The organism is Cellulomonas sp. T2.31MG-18 (genome assembly GCF_964266755.1).
Classification (GTDB): Bacteria; Actinomycetota; Actinomycetes; order Actinomycetales; family Cellulomonadaceae; genus Cellulomonas.
The window spans coordinates 604,350-620,925 of sequence record NZ_CAXWGW010000001.1 but is presented as its reverse complement, the minus strand read 5'-3'; the positions used below and the strand labels follow the sequence as shown (position 1 = coordinate 620,925).

Sequence of the window (16,576 nt, the reverse complement as noted above, 5' to 3'; positions counted from 1 at the left end):
CCGACTACGAACCAGCGCCTGCCGCCGGGCGCGCGCGGAGGAGAGCTGTGGAGTTCGACGTCACGATCGAGATCCCCAAGGGACAGCGCAACAAGTACGAGGTCGACCACGCGACCGGCCGTATCCGCCTGGACCGCATGCTCTTCACCTCGACCCGGTACCCCGACGACTACGGCTTCATCGAGGGCACCCTCGGCGAGGACGGCGACCCGCTCGACGCCCTGGTGCTGCTCGAGGAGCCGACCTTCCCGGGCTGCCTGATCCGGTGCCGCGCGCTCGGCATGTTCCGCATGCGCGACGAGGCGGGCGGCGACGACAAGGTGCTGTGCGTGCCGATGGGCGACCAGCGCGCCGCCTGGCGGCAGGACATCGACGACGTGTCGGACTTCCACCGCCTGGAGATCCAGCACTTCTTCGAGGTCTACAAGGACCTGGAGCCCGGCAAGTCCGTGGAGGGCGCCCACTGGGTGGGCCGTGCCGACGCGGAGGCCGAGATCGAGCGGTCGCGCCAGCGGGCGATCGACGCGGGGTACTACGCGCACTGACGCACCCGCACGACGAGCGCTCGAAGGCCCGCACCACCGGACGGTGGGTGCGGGCCTTCGTCGTTCGTGCGCGCTGCCGCGCGGGCGGCGCGTCAGGGGCGGCCGGCGAACGGCATGGTGCCCGACCAGCGGATCGAGGTGATCCGGATCGGCACGCCAGGCCTGGCGGCCTCCACCATCTGCCCGCCGCCGATGAACATCGCCACGTGGTAGATCGAGCTGGCGTCGGTGGTGTCGTCGGCCCAGAAGATCAGGTCACCGGGGCGCATGCTCGAGTAGCTGATCTTGAGGACCTGCTTGTACTGGTCGGCCGCGGTGCGGTTGATCCCGACGCCCGCCGCGGACCACGCCTTCATCGTCAGGCCTGAGCAGTCGAAGCCGTCGGGCCCGACGCCGCCCCAGATGTACGGCAGCCCGATCTGGCCCTCGGCCCAGGACACGGCCGCCTGACCCTGACCGGCCGACCCGCGGGACACACCGGTGCCGAGGCCGTAGCGATCGCTGGTCGGCGGGGCGGGCGGCGGGGTCACCGGGTTGGTGACCGGGGCCGTCACGGGAGGCGTCGTCACCGGTGGCGTGGTGACGGGAGGGGCGGTGGTGCCGCCCGACGTACCGCCCGACGTACCGCCCGAGCCTGTGCCGGCCGGCGGCGTCGTGGTGGCCGGTGGTGCCGTGGTGCCGCCGGCCGGCGGGGTGGACGTCGTGCTCGTCGACCCAGCCGCCGGGGCCATGCGGACGGCCTGCGCGGCGGCGTTCTCCCGCTGCTGACGAGCGGCGTCGAGCGCGTCCTGGCGGGCGCGCTCCACGGTGGCCGACGTCTGCTGCGCGACAGCCAGGGCGTTGATCAGCTGGTCCCGCTCGGTCGAGGCCGCAGCGATCTGCGTCTGTGCGTCGTCGGACGCCTTCTGCGCGGCGTCGAGCGCCTGCTGGGCGGTGTCCTTGGCGGCCGACGCCTCCGTGGCGGCCGCCGCGGCATGGTCGCGCAGGGTGTCGGCGACGAGCGTCGCGGCGCGGAACCGCTGGACCGTCTCGTCGGCCTTGCCCGTCAGGTGCGCCAGCGTGCTGGTGCGCTGCGCGACGTCCTGGAAGCCGTCGGCGGACAGCACGGCCTCGAGCAGGTCCGCGCCACCGCCGGACCGGGCCATCTGCCGGGCGAGCGCGACGAGGTCCCGCCGGGCGGTCTCCGCGTCGGCGGCCGCCTGCGTGGAGCGCTGGGCGGCCTGGTCGGCGGCCGTCTGCGCGTTCTGCGCGTCGGACAGCGCCTGGGTGTACTTCTCGCCGGCCACCTGCACGGCGACGTCGGCCTGGTCGCCGACCACCGACAGCTCGGCGAGGCGCACCTCCATCTGCGCGACGGACCCCTTGGCCGCCTGCACGGCGGCCTGGGCGCTCTGCACGTCGGCGGCGGACGGGGGCGTGGGCGACGGCGACGGGTCGGCCAGGGCGCCGGACTGGTCGACGAGGACGAGCAGGGTCGCCAGCACGGCGGACGTGAGCGCGAGGCGGGATCGCCGGGCGGTTCGGTGGGGCCGCGGTGCGGGTGTCACGGGCTGTCTCGCCTCGATCTGGTGGCGGCCGCGCGGCCGCGCACCGGTGCTCATTCCGGGGGGTGCGTCACGCACGCTACCTGCGCAGATCCCAGAAGTGAACATCTGTCACACGGGCATCAGAAGTCACATGGGTGTGGTTCGGGACGGATCGGACACCGCGGGCTCCAGCTCGCTCCGGTAGCGCGCGCCCAGGCTCACCGCGACCTCGTCCGCCGGTGCCGGGCGGGCGATGTGGAAGCCCTGCGCCAGGTCGCAGCCCATCGCCCGCAGCGCCACCATCTGGGCCGCCGTCTCCACGCCCTCGGCGACCACCTGGAGGCCCGCGCTGTGCGCGGCGTGCACGGCGAGGGCGACCAGCTCGCGGGAGCCGGCGTCGTCCAGCGCGATCAGGCTGCGGTCGATCTTCAGCGCGGACGCAGGCAGGTTCCGCAGCTGGCCGATCGAGGTGTACCCGGTGCCGAAGTCGTCGATGTGGATGCCGACACCGAGCCGGCGCAGCGTGGTCAGCTGGGCCTGCATCACCGGCGAGCTCAGCGGGACCGTCTCCGTCACCTCCAGCACCAGCCGCTCGGGAGCGATCCCGGCCGCGACGCACGCGCCGACCACGTCGTCGACGATCACCGCGGACATCAGGTGCCGCCCGGAGATGTTCACCGACATGTGCACGTGCGGGCGACCCTCGCGGTCCCACGCCGCGGCCTGCGCCGTCGCCTCGTAGAGCGCCCACCGCCCGATGTCGCAGATCAGCGAGCTCTTCTCGGCCAGCGGGATGAACTCGCTGGGCGGCAGCAGGCCGCGGCCCGGTCGCTGCCACCGCGCCAGCGCCTCGTAGCCGACCACCGACCCGCTGCTCAGCTCGAGCAGCGGCTGGTAGTGCATCACCAGCTCGCCGGCGACCAGGGCGTGCCGGACGGCCGCCTCCGCGTCGGCGCGCTCGATCAGCTCCTTGCGCAGCTCCTCGCCGAACACCTGGACGCGCGCCCGGCCCTCGGCCTTCGCCTGGTACGCACCGGCGTCGGCCTCCCGCACCAGGTCGTCCGGGTCGACCATCCCCTCGCGCGAGAAGGCGACGCCGACGGAGGCGGACAGCCACAGCGCCTGCGGCTGACCCTCGAGCCGGAGCGGCCGCTCCACCGCCGCGACGATGCGGCTGGCCATGTCGACCAGGGGGCGCTGGGACGGCACCGCGCGCACCAGCACGACGATCTCGTCGCCGCCGATGCGGCCGACGACGTCCTCGGGTCGCACGACCTCGCGGATCCGGGCCACCACGGAGCGCAGCACCTCGTCGCCGACCACGTGGCCGAACGTGTCGTTCACCTGCTTGAAGTGGTCCAGGTCGACGTACAGCAGCCCGACGGGCGCACCGGGACGCACGCCGGCGAGCGCCTTCTCCACCTCGACGAGCGTGCTCGCCCGGTTCATCGCGCCCGTCAGCGCGTCGTGCGTCGCCTCGTGCGCCAGCCGGTCCAGGACCACGCCGCGCTCGGCCGCCGCCGTCCTGGCGTCGACCAGCGCCAGCTGGAGCCGCATGACGGCCAGGGCGGTCAGCACCGCGTAGCCGGCGATCAGCGGCCAGGTGTCGTACTCCTGCCCCCTCAGGTGCTCCACGGTCTCGATGCCGGGGGCGACGAGCAGCGCGCCGAGCAGCCCCACCACGCGCCACGTCGACATCGTCGCCGGCCCCTCGGCCGGTTGGGACACCGCACGGGCGGACCGGTGCAGCGCGGCGGCACCGGCCAGCGCGTAGGACGTGAGCCAGAGGGCGTCCAGCCAGCGGTCCGCGGCCGACGCCGCGGCGCCGAGCAGCGTGTACGCCACGTCGGCCGTCATCAGGGTCGCCAGCGAGCCGAACAGGAGCAGGTAGGCGAAGGGTCGGTGGCCGCCGGCGACGAACAGCCGCGACGCCACCGCGAGCAGCAGCAGGTCGGCGAGCGGGTACGCCAGGGAGAGCAGGGCGGGGAACGTCGAGCCCTGCGCGGCGAGGGTCGGCGCGCCGACGACCACCCACGCGATCAGGCCCAGGCTGACCACCACCACGCCGGAGTCGACCCAGCCCGCGCGGTCCCAGCCGGTCCGGCGGCACCGCGCCAGCAGCAGGAGGGACACGGCCAGCACGGGGTACGCGGAGAGGTAGACCGCATCGGCCGGCGACGGGAACGGGTCGACGTGCTGGACGTCCTGGTACCAGGCGTACATCCCGTCGCCGACGATCAGCAGCAGCTGGCCCAGCGCGAGGACGTACCAGGCACGGTGGCAGCGCGACTGCCGCAGGGTCGCACCCAGCACGACGGCCCCCACCGACACCAGGCCGATCGCCTGGTACAGCACGTCCCGGGCGAGCACGGACGGCACGAGGGCCCAGGCCGTCGCCAACGTTGCGACGACCAGCAGGTAGCCCTTCCACCACCGGTCCACGTCTTCAAGATCGGTCCGACGGGCAGGCAGATGAACGGTTGTCCAGGTGAGGTTGGGCCGCAGGGACGGAGTTCACCCGGTCCGCCGTGGACGGTGGGGGTCCGAATGATGAGACGTCGGTTTCACGAGCCGGGACGGTGCCCGTAGGCTCCCTGCCATGTCCCGCCGAATGTGTCGCTGACCAGCGCACGTTCGGCTGTGCCCGCGGGCCGGTCGCGCCCCCTCTGGGACGCTCCCCCGCCTCGAGCCTCGGCTCGCACGTGCGCCACACCCCCGAGCACCACCCCGGGACGGTCGTCGGCTGCACTCCCTGTCCCGGGTCGCCCACCCACCCGCAGGACTTGTGACAGGACCGAGAGCAGGAGCGAGCACGACGATGAGCAACGAGAGCTGGAACTTCGAGACCCGCCAGATCCATGCCGGCCAGGTGCCGGACCCGACGACGGGCGCCCGCGCCCTGCCGATCTACCAGACCACGTCCTACGTGTTCGACTCGGCGCAGCAGGCCGCCGACCGGTTCGCGCTCAAGGAGCTCGGCCCGATCTACACCCGCATCGGCAACCCGACCCAGGAGGTCGTGGAGAACCGGGTCGCCTCGCTCGAGGGCGGTGTCGGCGCCCTGCTCGTCGCCTCCGGCCAGGCTGCCGAGACGTTCGCGATCCTCAACGTCGCGGAGGCCGGTGACCACGTGGTGGCCAGCCCGTCGCTCTACGGCGGCACGTACAACCTGCTGCACTACACGCTGGCCAAGCTGGGAATCGAGACGACGTTCGTCGACGACCCGCACGACCCCGAGTCGTGGCGCGCGGCGATCCGCCCCAACACCAAGCTCTTCTACGCCGAGACGATCCCCAACCCGAAGTCCGACGTGCTGGACATCGAGACGGTGGCCGGTGTCGCCCACGAGTACGGCGTCCCGCTGATCGTGGACAACACCGTCGGCACGCCGTACCTGATCAACCCGCTGCAGTGGGGTGCCGACGTCGTCGTGCACTCGGCCACCAAGTACCTGGGCGGGCACGGCTCGGCCATCGGCGGCGTGATCGTCGACGGCGGGTCCTTCGACTACGCGCAGTACCCCGAGCGCTTCCCCAACTACAACACCCCGGACCCGTCGTACAACGGCCTGGTGTTCGCGCGGGACCTGGGCGTCGGCGGCGCGTTCGGCGTCAACCTCTCCTACATCCTCAAGGCCCGCGTGCACCTGCTGCGCGACCTCGGCTCGGCGGTCAGCCCGTTCAACGCCTTCCTCATCGCGCAGGGCATCGAGACGCTCTCGCTGCGCGTGGAGCGGCACGTGGCAAACGCCCAGAAGGTCGCCGAGTGGCTCGAGGCCCGCGAGGACGTGCTGGGCGTGCACTACGCCGGGCTCGAGTCCTCGCCGTGGCACGCGAACCAGCTGAAGTACGCGCCGCGCGGCGCCGGCGCGGTGCTGGCGTTCGAGATCGAGGGCGGTGCCGAGGCCGGCAAGGCGTTCGTCTCCGCGCTGGAGCTGCACTCGAACGTGGCGAACATCGGCGACGTGCGGTCGCTGGTGATCCACCCGGCGTCAACGACGCACAGCCAGCTGACGCCCAAGGAGCAGGCGCTGTCCGGCGTGACGCCGGGCCTGGTCCGGCTCGCCGTCGGCATCGAGCACATCGACGACATCCTGGGCGACCTCGAGGCGGGGTTCCGCGCGGCGAAGGGCGCCTGACCCCATGTGTGCCGACACGCCTCGCCCGTCCGCCGACCGTGCCCACCGGTCGGCGGGCGGGCGGGCGTCGTCCACCAGCCGGATCCCCCCGGCACTGCGGCCGCCGGTCCGCGCGACGGCCGCCTGGCGCGAGGGTGACCCGGTCGGCAACCGCCGGTTCGCCGACCTCGGGCCGTTCGCGCTCGAGTCCGGTGGCCGGCTGCCGGCCGTCCGGCTCGCCTACGAGACGTGGGGCACCCTGTCGCCGTCGGGCGACAACGCGGTGCTGGTGCTGCACGCGCTGACCGGCGACTCCCACGTCACCGGTCCGGCCGGCGCCGGCCACCCGACCGAGGGCTGGTGGTCCTCCCTGATCGGCCCCGGTGCCCCGATCGACACCGACCGGTACTTCGTCGTCGCGCCGAACGTGCTCGGCGGGTGCCAGGGCTCCACGGGTCCGGCATCGCTCGCGCCCGACGGCCGGCCGTGGGGCAGCCGGTTCCCGCTGCTCACGGTCCGCGACCAGGTCGCCGCCGAGGTGCGGCTCGCCGACCTGCTCGGCATCGACCAGTGGGCCCTGGTGATCGGCGGGTCGATGGGCGGCCACCGGGCGCTCGAGTGGGCCGTGTCCGCGCGCGAGCGCGTGGCGGCCGTCGGGGCGATCGCCACCTGTGCCCAGACCTCCGGCGACCAGATCGCCGGCTTCCACACCCAGCTCGCGGCGATCACCGCCGACCCGGGGTACCGCGGCGGCGACTACTACGACGCAGCCGACGGCGCCGGGCCGCACGTCGGCCTGGGCATCGCCCGGCAGATCGCGCACCAGACCTACCGGTCGGCGCGGGAGCTCGACGAGCGGTTCGGCCGGATCCCGCAGGGCGGTGAGGAGCCGCTCGAGGGCGGCCGGTTCGCCGTCCAGTCGTACCTCGACCACCACGGCGACAAGCTGGCGCGGCGGTTCGACGCGAACACCTACGTGACGCTGACCCGCACGATGATCACCCACGACCTCGGCCGCGACCGCGGCGGGGTCGAGGCGGCCCTCGCCGGCGTGACCGCGCGTGCCCTGGTGGTGGCCGTCGACTCCGACCGCCTGTTCACGCCGGCGCAGTCCGAGCGGATCGCCGCCGGCATCCGCGGCGCGGGCCCGGTGCGGTACGTCCGCTCCGAGTACGGGCACGACGGGTTCCTCATCGAGGAGGACCAGGTCGGCGCGCTCGTCGCGGACTTCCTCGGCGACGACGTCCGCGTGCGCTGATCCGTACCGCGCACCAGACCGGCGGCCTCACACGGGCCCCGGCCCCGACCCCGGAACTGACTCGGACTCTCGTCCCGGTCGCGGCCTCGTCCCAGTCCCGGAGAGACATTTCGCGGTGTACGCCCGATGTACGTACACGGGGCGTACACCGCGAAAGGGCAGCCGGGCCGGGCGCGTCCGAACGACTGCCAGGCCGAGGCCGGATCAGGCGTCCGCCTCCACCGCCGCCCCCGCGAACTGCGACTGGTACAGCCGGTAGTACGCACCCATGGCGGTGATCAGCTCGTCGTGCGTGCCCTGCTCGACGATCGCGCCGTGCTCCATCACGAGGATGAGATCCGCGTCGCGGATGGTGGACAGGCGGTGGGCGATGACGAACGACGTCCGCCCCTCGCGCAGCGTGGCCATCGCCCGCTGCAGCAGCCGCTCGGTGCGGGTGTCCACCGAGGACGTCGCCTCGTCCAGGATCAGCACGGACGGCTGCGCGACGAACGCCCGCGCGATCGTCAGCAGCTGCTTCTCCCCTGCCGACAGGTTGGCGGCGTCCTCCTCGAGCACCGTGTCGTACCCGTGCGGCAGCGAGTGCACGAACCGGTCGACGTAGGTCGCCCGCGCGGCCTCCAGCACCTCCTCGTCCGTGGCGGACTGCCGCCCGTACCGGATGTTCTCGGTGATGGTGCCGGCGAACAGCCACGGGTCCTGCAGCACCATGCCGGTGCGTGCGCGGGCGTCGTGCCTGGTCAGCGTGGCGATGTCCTGGCCGTTGACCAGGATTCGTCCGCCGTCCAGCTCGTAGAACCGCATCAGCAGGTTCACCAGCGTCGTCTTGCCGGCACCGGTCGGACCGACGATGGCGACCGTCTGGCCGGGGTGCACGGTGAACGACAGGTCCTCGATCAGCGGCTGGTCGGGGCTGTAGGAGAAGTGCACGTGCTCGAACTCGATGGTGCCGTCACCGTCGGCCGGTGCCGGTGCGGGGACTGTGTCAGGGCTCTGCTCGTCCTCGTCGAGCAGCTGGAACACACGCTCGGCGGAGGCGGTGCCGGACTGCACCACCGCGGCCATGCCACCCAGCTGGGACAGCGGCTGGCTGAACATCTGCGCGTACTGGATGAACGCCTGCACGCTGCCCAGCCGCATCGACCCGTTGGCCACCATCAGCCCGCCGAGCACCGCGATGCCGACGTACGTCAGGTTGCCGACGAACGACATGCCCGGCCAGATGATCCCGGAGAGGAACTGCGCCGAGAACGACGCCTGGTACAGCTCCTCGTTCTCCGCCCGGAACCGCTGCTGGAACTCGGCGCGGCGGCCGAACACCTTGACCAGCGCGTGACCGGAGAACGACTCCTCGACGCGGGCGTTCAGCCGACCGACCTTGCGCCACTGGATGCCGAACGCCTTCTGCGAGCGCGGCCCGATGATCCCGAAGATCACGCCCATCAACGGCAGGGACACCAGGGCGACCAGCGCCAGCTTCCAGCTGATCGAGAACATCATGACCAGCACGCCGATCACGGTCAGCACCGAGGTCAGCGCACCGGACAGCGACTGCTGCATGGTCTGCGTGATGTTGTCGATGTCGTTGGTGACGCGGGAGATCAGCTCGCCACGCTGCACGCGGTCGAAGTACGCCAGCGGCAGCCGGCTGATCTTCTCCTCGACCTGCTCGCGCAGCCGCCACATCGCCCGGACCATCACCACGTTGATGACGAAGCCCTGGCCCCAGGTCAGCAGCGCACCCGCCAGGTACAGCGCCAGCACCGTCAGCAGCAGCCGGCCGAGCCGGTCGAAGTCGACGCCGGCACCCGGCACCAGGTGGTCCATCGCCGCCACCATCGCGGCCAGCCGGTCCTGACCCTGCGCGTGCAGACCGGCCACCGCCTGGGCCTGCGTCATCCCCGGCGGCAGCAGCCGGGACACGAAGCCGGTGAACACCACGTCGGTCGCCCGGCCGAGCACCCGCGGTGCGAGCACCGTCAGCACCACGCCGGCCGCGCCCATCAGCGTGACGGCGACCAGCGCGAGCTTGTACGGGGCCAGCAGCCCCAGCATGCGGGTGAACGACTCCTTGAAGTGGTCCGCCTTGCCCGGCGCGACGGCGGCGCCGAACGTGTCGGACGCGAGCCGCGCCTGCTCACCGAGCTCGATCTCGAGCTTCTCGTCCTCGGTCAACGTCTGGTTGCTCATGCGCCGGCCCCCACAGCGAGCTGGGACTCCGCGATCTCGCGGTAGGTCTGGTTGGTGGCGAGCAGCTCGGTGTGGGTGCCCGCACCGGCGATGTGCCCGTCCTCGAGCACGAGGATCGCGTCGGCGTCCGTCACCGTGGAGACGCGCTGGGCGACGACGATCTTGGTGACCTCAGGCAGCTCGCGCCACAGCGCCTGCCGCAGGCGGGCGTCGGTGGCGAGGTCCAGCGCCGAGAACGAGTCGTCGAAGATCAGCACGGCCGGTCGCCGCACGATCGCGCGGGCGATGGCGAGCCGCTGCCGCTGACCGCCGGACACGTTGGTGCCGCCCTGTGCGATGCGGGCGTCGAGGCCGCCGTCCATCTGCGCGACGAAGTCGCTCGCCTGGGCGATCTCCAGGGCCTTCCACAGGTCCGCGTCGGTCGCGTCGTCCCGGCCCAGCCGCAGGTTCGACGCCACGGTTCCCGCGAACAGGAAGGGCCGCTGCGGCACCAGGCCGATCTGCGACCAGAGCGCCTCCATGTCGGCGTCCCGGACGTCGACGCCGCCGACCCGCACCGTGCCGCCCGTCGCGTCGAACAGCCGGGGGATCAGCGACACCAGCGTCGTCTTGCCGGCACCGGTCGAGCCGATCAGGGCGACGGTCTGCCCGGGGCGGGCGGTGAACGAGATGCCGGACAGCACCGCGTGCTCCGCCTCGGGGTAGGAGAACGTCACGTCGGTGAACGCGACCTCGCCCGGGGTCGGCAGCTGGTGCACCGGCTCGGCCGCCTCCGTCAGCGTCGAACGGCTGGCCAGCACCTCGCTGATCCGCTCGGCGGACACGGCGGCGCGCGGCAGCATCACGGTCATGAAGGACGCCATCAGGACGCCCATGAGGATCTGACCGACGTACTGCATGAACGCCAGCAGCGTGCCGATCTGCACCTGCCCCTCGTTCACCTTGATGCCGCCGAACCAGATGACGCCGATCACGGTGACGTTCAGCACCAGCATCACCAGCGGGAACAGCGCGACGAACAGCGAACCGATCTTGCGGCCGACGATCATGATGTCGGTGTTCGCCAGCCGGAACCGCTCCGCCTCGATCGTCTCGCGGACGAACGCCCGGACCACCCGCACGCCGGTCAGCTGCTCGCGCATGATGCGGTTCACGGCGTCGAGCTTGAGCTGGTAGGACCGGAACAGCGGGACCATCCGGCTGATCACCAGCCCGGCGATGATCAGCAGCGCGGGCACGGCGACCGCGATGATCCAGGACAGCCCGACATCCTGCCGCAGGGCCATCACGATCCCGCCGATCGCCAGCAGCGGGGCGCTGACCAGCATCGTCGAGCCCATCATCGCCAGCATCTGCACCTGCTGGACGTCGTTGGTGTTGCGGGTGATCAGCGACCCGGCGCCGAACTGGGAGATCTCGCGCTCGGAGAAGCCGCTGACCTGGTGGTACACCTCGTCGCGGATGTCCCGCCCCAGCTGCATCGACGCGCGCGCCGCGAGGTACGTCGCGATGATCGCCGCCACGATCTGGCCCAACGACACGGCGAGCATGAAGCCGCCGGTGCGCCAGATGTAGCCGGTGTCGCCCGCAGCCACGCCCTTGTCGATCACGTCGGCGTTGAGGCTGGGCAGGTAGAGCATCGCCAGGGCGGACGCCAGCTGGAAGACCAGCACGCCCGCGAGCAGCGGTCGGTACGGGCGCAGGTAGCGCCACAGCAGTCGTGCGAGCACGGGTGTCTCCAGTGGAAACGGTGGGCTGGTTGAGGTGTCCGCGAACGACGGGGGACCTCAGCGAGACCCCCGTTCACGCTCGCCGTCAGCGTTCCACACCCCACCGACACAGCCGCAAGCCCTTATGCCCTGGGCGTGATCGCCGTGCTGGGCCCGTCCACGACCCATGCTGGACATCTGCCCAGTCGGCGGACCCGGCGAGCGGTCCCCGCCCGTCGACTGCAGCATGTCGTCATGCCGCTGCCCGCCACCGAGATCGCCCTGCTCACCGACACGTTGGCCCGCCAGTGGCGCCGCGTCCGCACCTGGGTGGGGGACGCGGTCGGCGACGACGTGCAGGGAGAGCCGTCGGTGCTGCCCGGGTGGACGGTCGCCGAGCTCGTCGCGCACCTCGCCCGCGCCATGGATGCCCTGGCCGTCTGCGTCCCGGCCGAGCCGACGACGGTGCCGGCCACGTTCGCGGAGTACCTCGGCAGCTACCCTGACCGTGCCGAAGAGGTCGCCGAGACCGCCCGGATCATCGCGCGGCAGATCGAGGACGCCCCGCTGCAGTGGGCGGACGCCCGTGCGACGGCCGCGCTGCACGAGGCGGAGTCGCTGGGGCCCGACGACGTGGTCGTGCAGGGCCGCCGCGCCCCGGTGCTGCTGAGCACGATGCTGGTGTCCCGCATCCTCGAGCTGGTCGTCCACGCGGACGACCTGCTGCGCTCGGTCCGCCGCGTCCGCGGCGCCGACGCCGTGCCCGACCCCGTGGACCCGGTCGCGCTGCACCTGGTGGCCGAGGAGCTGCTCGACATCGTCGTCGCGCGCGGCGGCTGGGACCTCGAGGTCGCGGACGCGCGGACGTGGCTCCGGCTGGCAGCCGGCCGGGTCCCGTACGACGTCGACACGCTCACCCGCGCGCTGCGCCCCCGCTTCGCGTCCGACGCGGTGCCCGACCTCGGCCGGATGCTGCCGCTGCTCTGACGTCCTGCCCGGTCCCGGCTCACCCCGGACCCGGCTCACCCCGGAGCCGGCGCGCCTCGGGCCCGTGGGCGCCTCGCGGCCGCCGCTACGGTGACACCCATGCTCGCCGCGTACGCCGCCCGGTCCGACGCCGACGACCCGCTGACCGCCCTCGAGGTCGGGGAGCGTCCCGACCCGCAGCCGCGCGACGGCTGGACCGTGGTGACCGTCAGGGCGGCGGCACTGAACCACCACGACCTGTGGTCGCTGCGCGGCGTCGGCCTGCCGGCGGAGCGGCTGCCGATGATCCTCGGCACGGACGCCGCCGGGACCACCCCGGACGGGCGCGAGGTGATCGTGCACGGCGTGATCGGCGGGCCGCACGCGCCCACCGGTCAGGCGGTGCCGGCCGACGAGCCCCGCAGCCTGCTCTCCGAGCGCTACCAGGGCACGCTCGCGGAACAGCTCCTCGTCCCGACGGCCAACCTGGTGGACAAGCCGGCCGACCTGTCCTGGGAGCACGCCGCCTGCCTGCCGACGGCGTACCTGACGGCCTACCGGTCGCTGTTCCGCAGCGGTGGTGCGACGCCCGGCCAGCGGGTGCTGGTGCAGGGCGCGGGCGGCGGGGTGGCGACGGCCGCGGTGCTGCTCGGCTCGGCCGCCGGGCTGGAGATGGTGGTGACCAGCCGCGACGCCGGCAAGCGGGAGCGCGCGCTGCAGCTCGGTGCGGCCGAGGCGGTGGAGACGGGCGCACGGATCGGTCGGGTGGACCTCGTGCTCGAGACGGTCGGCGCGGCGACGTGGGCCCACACCATGCGGTCGGTGAAGCCGGGCGGCACGGTGGTCGTCGTCGGCGCCACCACCGGTGAACCCGCCCGGATGGACATCAACCGGCTGTTCTTCCAGGAGATCTCCGTGGTCGGCGCGACCATGGGGTCGCGTGACGAGCTGGGCCGCCTCGCGGCGTTCTGCGCCCGCACCGGCGTCCGCCCGGTGATCGACCGCACGTACCCGCTGACCCAGGCGACGGACGCGCTGGCACGGCTGGCGGGCGGGGGTCAGTTCGGCAAGATCGTCGTGACCCCGTGAGCCGCTGGCTCCCCGACGTCCTGGGCGACGGGTTCGAGGCGCGCACGCTGCACCTGACGCCGGACGACGAGGGCGACGTGGTCGCCACCCTGGTCCGCTACGCGCCGCCGACCGAGGAGCCGGTGCGGCCGTCGCGCGTGGTGCTCTACCTGCACGGCTGGTCGGACTACTTCTTCCAGACGGAGCTCGCGCGGTTCTGGCACGCGACCGGCGCCGCGTTCTACGCCCTCGACCTGCGCAAGTACGGGCGCTCGCTGCGTGAGCACCAGACGCCCGGCTACGTCGACGACCTGCGGGTGTACGACGAGGACCTCGAGACAGCGCTCGCCGTGCTGCGCGCCGACCACGGGGACGCGGCCCGGATCATGGTGATGGCGCACTCGACCGGTGGGCTGGTCGCCGCCCTGTGGGCCGAGCGGCATCCCGAGGCGCTGGCCGGGCTGGTGCTGAACAGCCCCTGGCTGGAGCTGCAGGGCTCGTCCGTGGTGCGGCACATCTCGGCGCCCGCGATCGGCCGCCTCGCGCGGTACCAGCCCAAGACGCCCCTGCCGAGCATCGACCCCGGCTACTACGCCCGGACCCTGCGGGCGCCCGACGGCGAGTGGGAGTACGACGACACCTGGCGGCCGGTGCCGTCGTTCCCGGTCCGTGCCGGCTGGCTGAACGCGATCATCGTCGGCCACGCCGCCGTCGCCCGCGGGCTGCACATCCCCGCGCCGATCCTCACGCTCGCCTCGGCCCGGACGGTGATCAGCCCGCGCTGGAGCGAGGACATGCGCCGGTCGGACGTGGTGCTGGACGTCGAGCTGGTCGCGCGCCGCGCGGTGCAGCTCGGTCCCGTGGTGACCGTCGTCCGCATCGCCGACGGGCTGCACGACCTCACGCTCTCCGCACCACCGGTCCGTGCGCGGTTCTACGCGGAGATCGACCGCTGGCTCGCGGCCTACGGCTGGTCCTGACCGGGACCTCAGCGACCGACGACCTCAGCGACCGGCGGCGTCGGCCAGCGTGGGACCACCGACGCCGAGGCGCCAGGCACGCCACCCGTCGACCAGCCCGTCGACGCCGGCAGCGCGCGCTGCCGCGGTGTCCGGGTCGGCGAACACCGACCCGTCGGGCAGCTGGATCAACCCGTCGGCGCGCAGCATCGCCTCGAACCGTTGCCCACGCCGCTCACGCACCCACACCAGCAGCGTCACCGCCTGCCGGCGCTTGGCCAGGCTGGTCAGCTCGGGCACGGGCCACTGCCGGTCGGGCAGCTCGGGGCTGCGGGGCGCCGACGCCGCGACGGACGGCCGTGCGTCGCCGCCCACCGGCAGGAACTCCGGCGGCGCCTCGAGGCGAGGTGCGGGTGGTTCCACCGGTGCGTACGCCGGCGGTGCGGGCCGCTCGCGACCGGCGGGTGCGGCGCCCGCGGTGGCGAGACCGGCAGGGGACGACGTCGTCACGCCGGCCGACGGAGCCGGAGCCGGAGACGGAGCCGGAGCCGGAGCCGGAGCCGGAGCGCCGGCGTACCGCAGCGCCGGATCCGTGGGGAACGACAGGTCGATGCTGGTGGGGTCCGCCGGTGCCCGGTGCGACGTCACGCGCGCAGGCACGGCCGGCACCGTCGGGAGCGCGGTCTCCGTCGGGAGCGCGGTCTCGGGCGGCAGCGCTGTCTGGGCCGGCAGCGCTGTCTCGGCCGGCAGCGGCGTCTCGTGCGGGGTGGGGATCGGCGCCGTCGACACCCGGTCCTCCCGGACGGGCGCCGACCACTCGCCCCCGCCGCCGAGCCGCTCGTCCGGCACCCCGCCGGCCGCCGCACGGACCAGGCGCAGCGCCGTCGGCTCGACAGGCCGACGCTCCCGCTCGTGCACCGCCAGCGGGGACACGTCCAGCAGGCGGCGGTCGTCGGAGCCGCGCATCACACCGACCTGGAGCACGGTGACGCGGGTATCGGCCGCTCGCAGCGCGCCGAGCGCATCGGCCGTCTCGGCCGCGACCTCGGCGCACAGCAGCACCACGCGCACGTGCGGGCGGTCGGTGGTGGAGGGGTGGAACGACACCTGCTCGCGGAAGCCCGCGTAGTCGACGGTGAACCGGGTGGGGTCGGCGTGGTAGGCGCGGGCGAGGTCGCCGGCGGTCAGCCGTGCCGCGGTGCCGGCATGGCGGAGCAGCGTGACCAGGGCGTCGTCGTCCACCACCTGCATCGCCTCGACCAGCACGGGGTTGCCGGCCGCGTCGAGCGCCAGGAGCTCGGGCCCGTCGGCGTGCTCGGGCAGCACGGCCCGGGACCGCACGCGGAACAGCGGTTCGCCGACGACCACCGGCAGGTGCTCGTTGAGCAGCCCCCGCAGCTCGGTGACGAACGAGGACGCCAGTGGCTGCATCGGCTGCAGCAGGCGCGCGCGCCCGTCGTCCATCTCGAAGATCGGCATCGCCCCGGGGCCCTTCTCACCGTCCGCCACGGCGTCGGCCAAGGATCCCACAGCACCCTGCCCCGGCCGGGGCGCGACGCTGCTCCGTCCGAGGGAATCTCGGCCGACGGAGCCGTCCCGTGTCAGCCCGCGGTGCCGCCCTCGCCGAGCAGCCGCTCCACCTCGTGTCAGCCCGCGGTGCCGGCGTCGCCGAGCAGCCGCTCGACACGTGCCACCTTGCCGTCGATCTCGCCGCTGTGCCCCGGCCGGATGTCGGCCTTCAGCACCAGCGCCACCCGGCCGGCCCCGCGCCCGGCGGCCTCGGTCGCGCGCTTCACCACGTCCATCACCTCGTCCCACTCCCCCTCGATGGTGGTGAACATGGAGTCGGTCCGGTTGGGCAGCCCCGACTCGCGGACCACCCGGACGGCCTCGGCCACGGCGTGCGACACGGAGTCCCCGGTGTCCATCGGGGAGACGGAGAAGGCGACGAGCATGTCCCCACCCTCCCCCGCCGACCCCCAGCCGTCCACCCACCGACGGAGTGCCGACGACCCGCTTCTCACGCTTGAGGCTCCAGCTGGCGCTGATCGCCGAGGACCCGGAGCGCTACCGGAGGGATCCGCGGATCCCGGACGATCCCGATCTGGTGGCGATGGTGGCCGAGGCGCTCCTCGCCCGGGACAGCCGACGACCGGGCGACGTACCGACCGTGGACCCGCCCCCGTCGAACCGCGACGGCGCCGGGGAGAGCGCGATGTCGACCCCGCCGCCAGGTGA

General features: G+C 73.2%; 12 protein-coding genes. 6 read left to right on the top strand and 6 right to left on the bottom strand.

Annotated features, from left to right (window positions below; genetic code table 11):
* The first annotated feature begins 47 nt into the window (after positions 1 to 47).
* Complete coding sequence (locus tag ACFQTY_RS02830) at positions 48 to 545, top strand: inorganic diphosphatase (RefSeq protein ID WP_263732407.1); 498 nt, start codon at positions 48 to 50, stop codon at positions 543 to 545.
* A 92-nt stretch (positions 546 to 637) separates the two neighbouring features.
* On the opposite strand, the gene ACFQTY_RS02825 is transcribed toward ACFQTY_RS02830, so the two are convergent.
* Complete coding sequence (locus ACFQTY_RS02825; protein ID WP_378096991.1) at positions 638 to 2,029, bottom strand: NlpC/P60 family protein; 1,392 nt, start codon at positions 2,027 to 2,029, stop codon at positions 638 to 640.
* A gap of 189 nt (positions 2,030 to 2,218) precedes the next feature.
* On the bottom strand, positions 2,219 to 4,513 hold the full coding sequence (locus ACFQTY_RS02820) for a putative bifunctional diguanylate cyclase/phosphodiesterase (RefSeq protein WP_378096988.1): 2,295 nt from the start codon (positions 4,511 to 4,513) through the stop codon (positions 2,219 to 2,221).
* 376 nt (positions 4,514 to 4,889) lie between these two features.
* Between ACFQTY_RS02820 and ACFQTY_RS02815 the strand changes: the two genes are divergently transcribed.
* The gene (locus ACFQTY_RS02815) at positions 4,890 to 6,209 is read left to right on the top strand and encodes a bifunctional o-acetylhomoserine/o-acetylserine sulfhydrylase (RefSeq protein WP_378096985.1); all 1,320 of its coding nucleotides are present in this window, start codon (positions 4,890 to 4,892) and stop codon (positions 6,207 to 6,209) included.
* Between the two features lie 4 nt (positions 6,210 to 6,213).
* Complete coding sequence (locus ACFQTY_RS02810) at positions 6,214 to 7,446, top strand: homoserine O-acetyltransferase (protein ID WP_378096982.1); 1,233 nt, start codon at positions 6,214 to 6,216, stop codon at positions 7,444 to 7,446.
* Between the two features lie 204 nt (positions 7,447 to 7,650).
* Here ACFQTY_RS02810 and ACFQTY_RS02805 read toward each other — a convergent pair whose 3' ends face one another.
* Complete coding sequence (locus tag ACFQTY_RS02805; RefSeq protein ID WP_291758313.1) at positions 7,651 to 9,636, bottom strand: ABC transporter ATP-binding protein; 1,986 nt, start codon at positions 9,634 to 9,636, stop codon at positions 7,651 to 7,653.
* A complete protein-coding gene (locus tag ACFQTY_RS02800; protein WP_378096978.1) occupies positions 9,633 to 11,366 on the bottom strand; it encodes an ABC transporter ATP-binding protein in 1,734 nt (577 codons plus the stop codon). The genes ACFQTY_RS02805 and ACFQTY_RS02800 overlap by 4 nt, the downstream gene beginning before the upstream one ends.
* Before the next feature lie 234 nt (positions 11,367 to 11,600).
* Here ACFQTY_RS02800 and ACFQTY_RS02795 point away from each other — a divergent pair, with 234 nt between their 5' ends.
* From ACFQTY_RS02795 to ACFQTY_RS02785, 3 genes are all read left to right on the top strand, one after another.
* Entirely contained in the window at positions 11,601 to 12,332 is a 732-nt protein-coding gene (locus tag ACFQTY_RS02795) for a maleylpyruvate isomerase N-terminal domain-containing protein (RefSeq protein ID WP_378096975.1), read from the top strand.
* 99 nt (positions 12,333 to 12,431) lie between these two features.
* Positions 12,432 to 13,400, top strand: a complete 969-nt coding sequence (locus tag ACFQTY_RS02790; RefSeq protein WP_378096972.1) for a zinc-binding dehydrogenase — start codon at positions 12,432 to 12,434, stop codon at positions 13,398 to 13,400.
* A complete protein-coding gene (locus ACFQTY_RS02785) occupies positions 13,397 to 14,359 on the top strand; it encodes an alpha/beta hydrolase (protein WP_378096969.1) in 963 nt (320 codons plus the stop codon). The genes ACFQTY_RS02790 and ACFQTY_RS02785 overlap by 4 nt, the downstream gene beginning before the upstream one ends.
* A 24-nt stretch (positions 14,360 to 14,383) precedes the next feature.
* On the opposite strand, the gene ACFQTY_RS02780 is transcribed toward ACFQTY_RS02785, so the two are convergent.
* Both ACFQTY_RS02780 and ACFQTY_RS02775 read right to left on the bottom strand, forming a co-directional pair.
* Positions 14,384 to 15,868: a hypothetical protein gene (locus ACFQTY_RS02780; RefSeq protein WP_378096966.1), complete on the bottom strand. Its 1,485-nt coding sequence runs from the start codon at positions 15,866 to 15,868 to the stop codon at positions 14,384 to 14,386.
* Positions 15,869 to 15,984: 116 nt separating this feature from the next.
* Positions 15,985 to 16,293 carry an MTH1187 family thiamine-binding protein gene (locus ACFQTY_RS02775; RefSeq protein WP_378096963.1) on the bottom strand — a complete coding sequence of 103 codons (309 nt, stop codon included), beginning with the start codon at positions 16,291 to 16,293 and terminating at the stop codon, positions 15,985 to 15,987.
* Between the last annotated feature and the right edge of the window lie 283 nt (positions 16,294 to 16,576).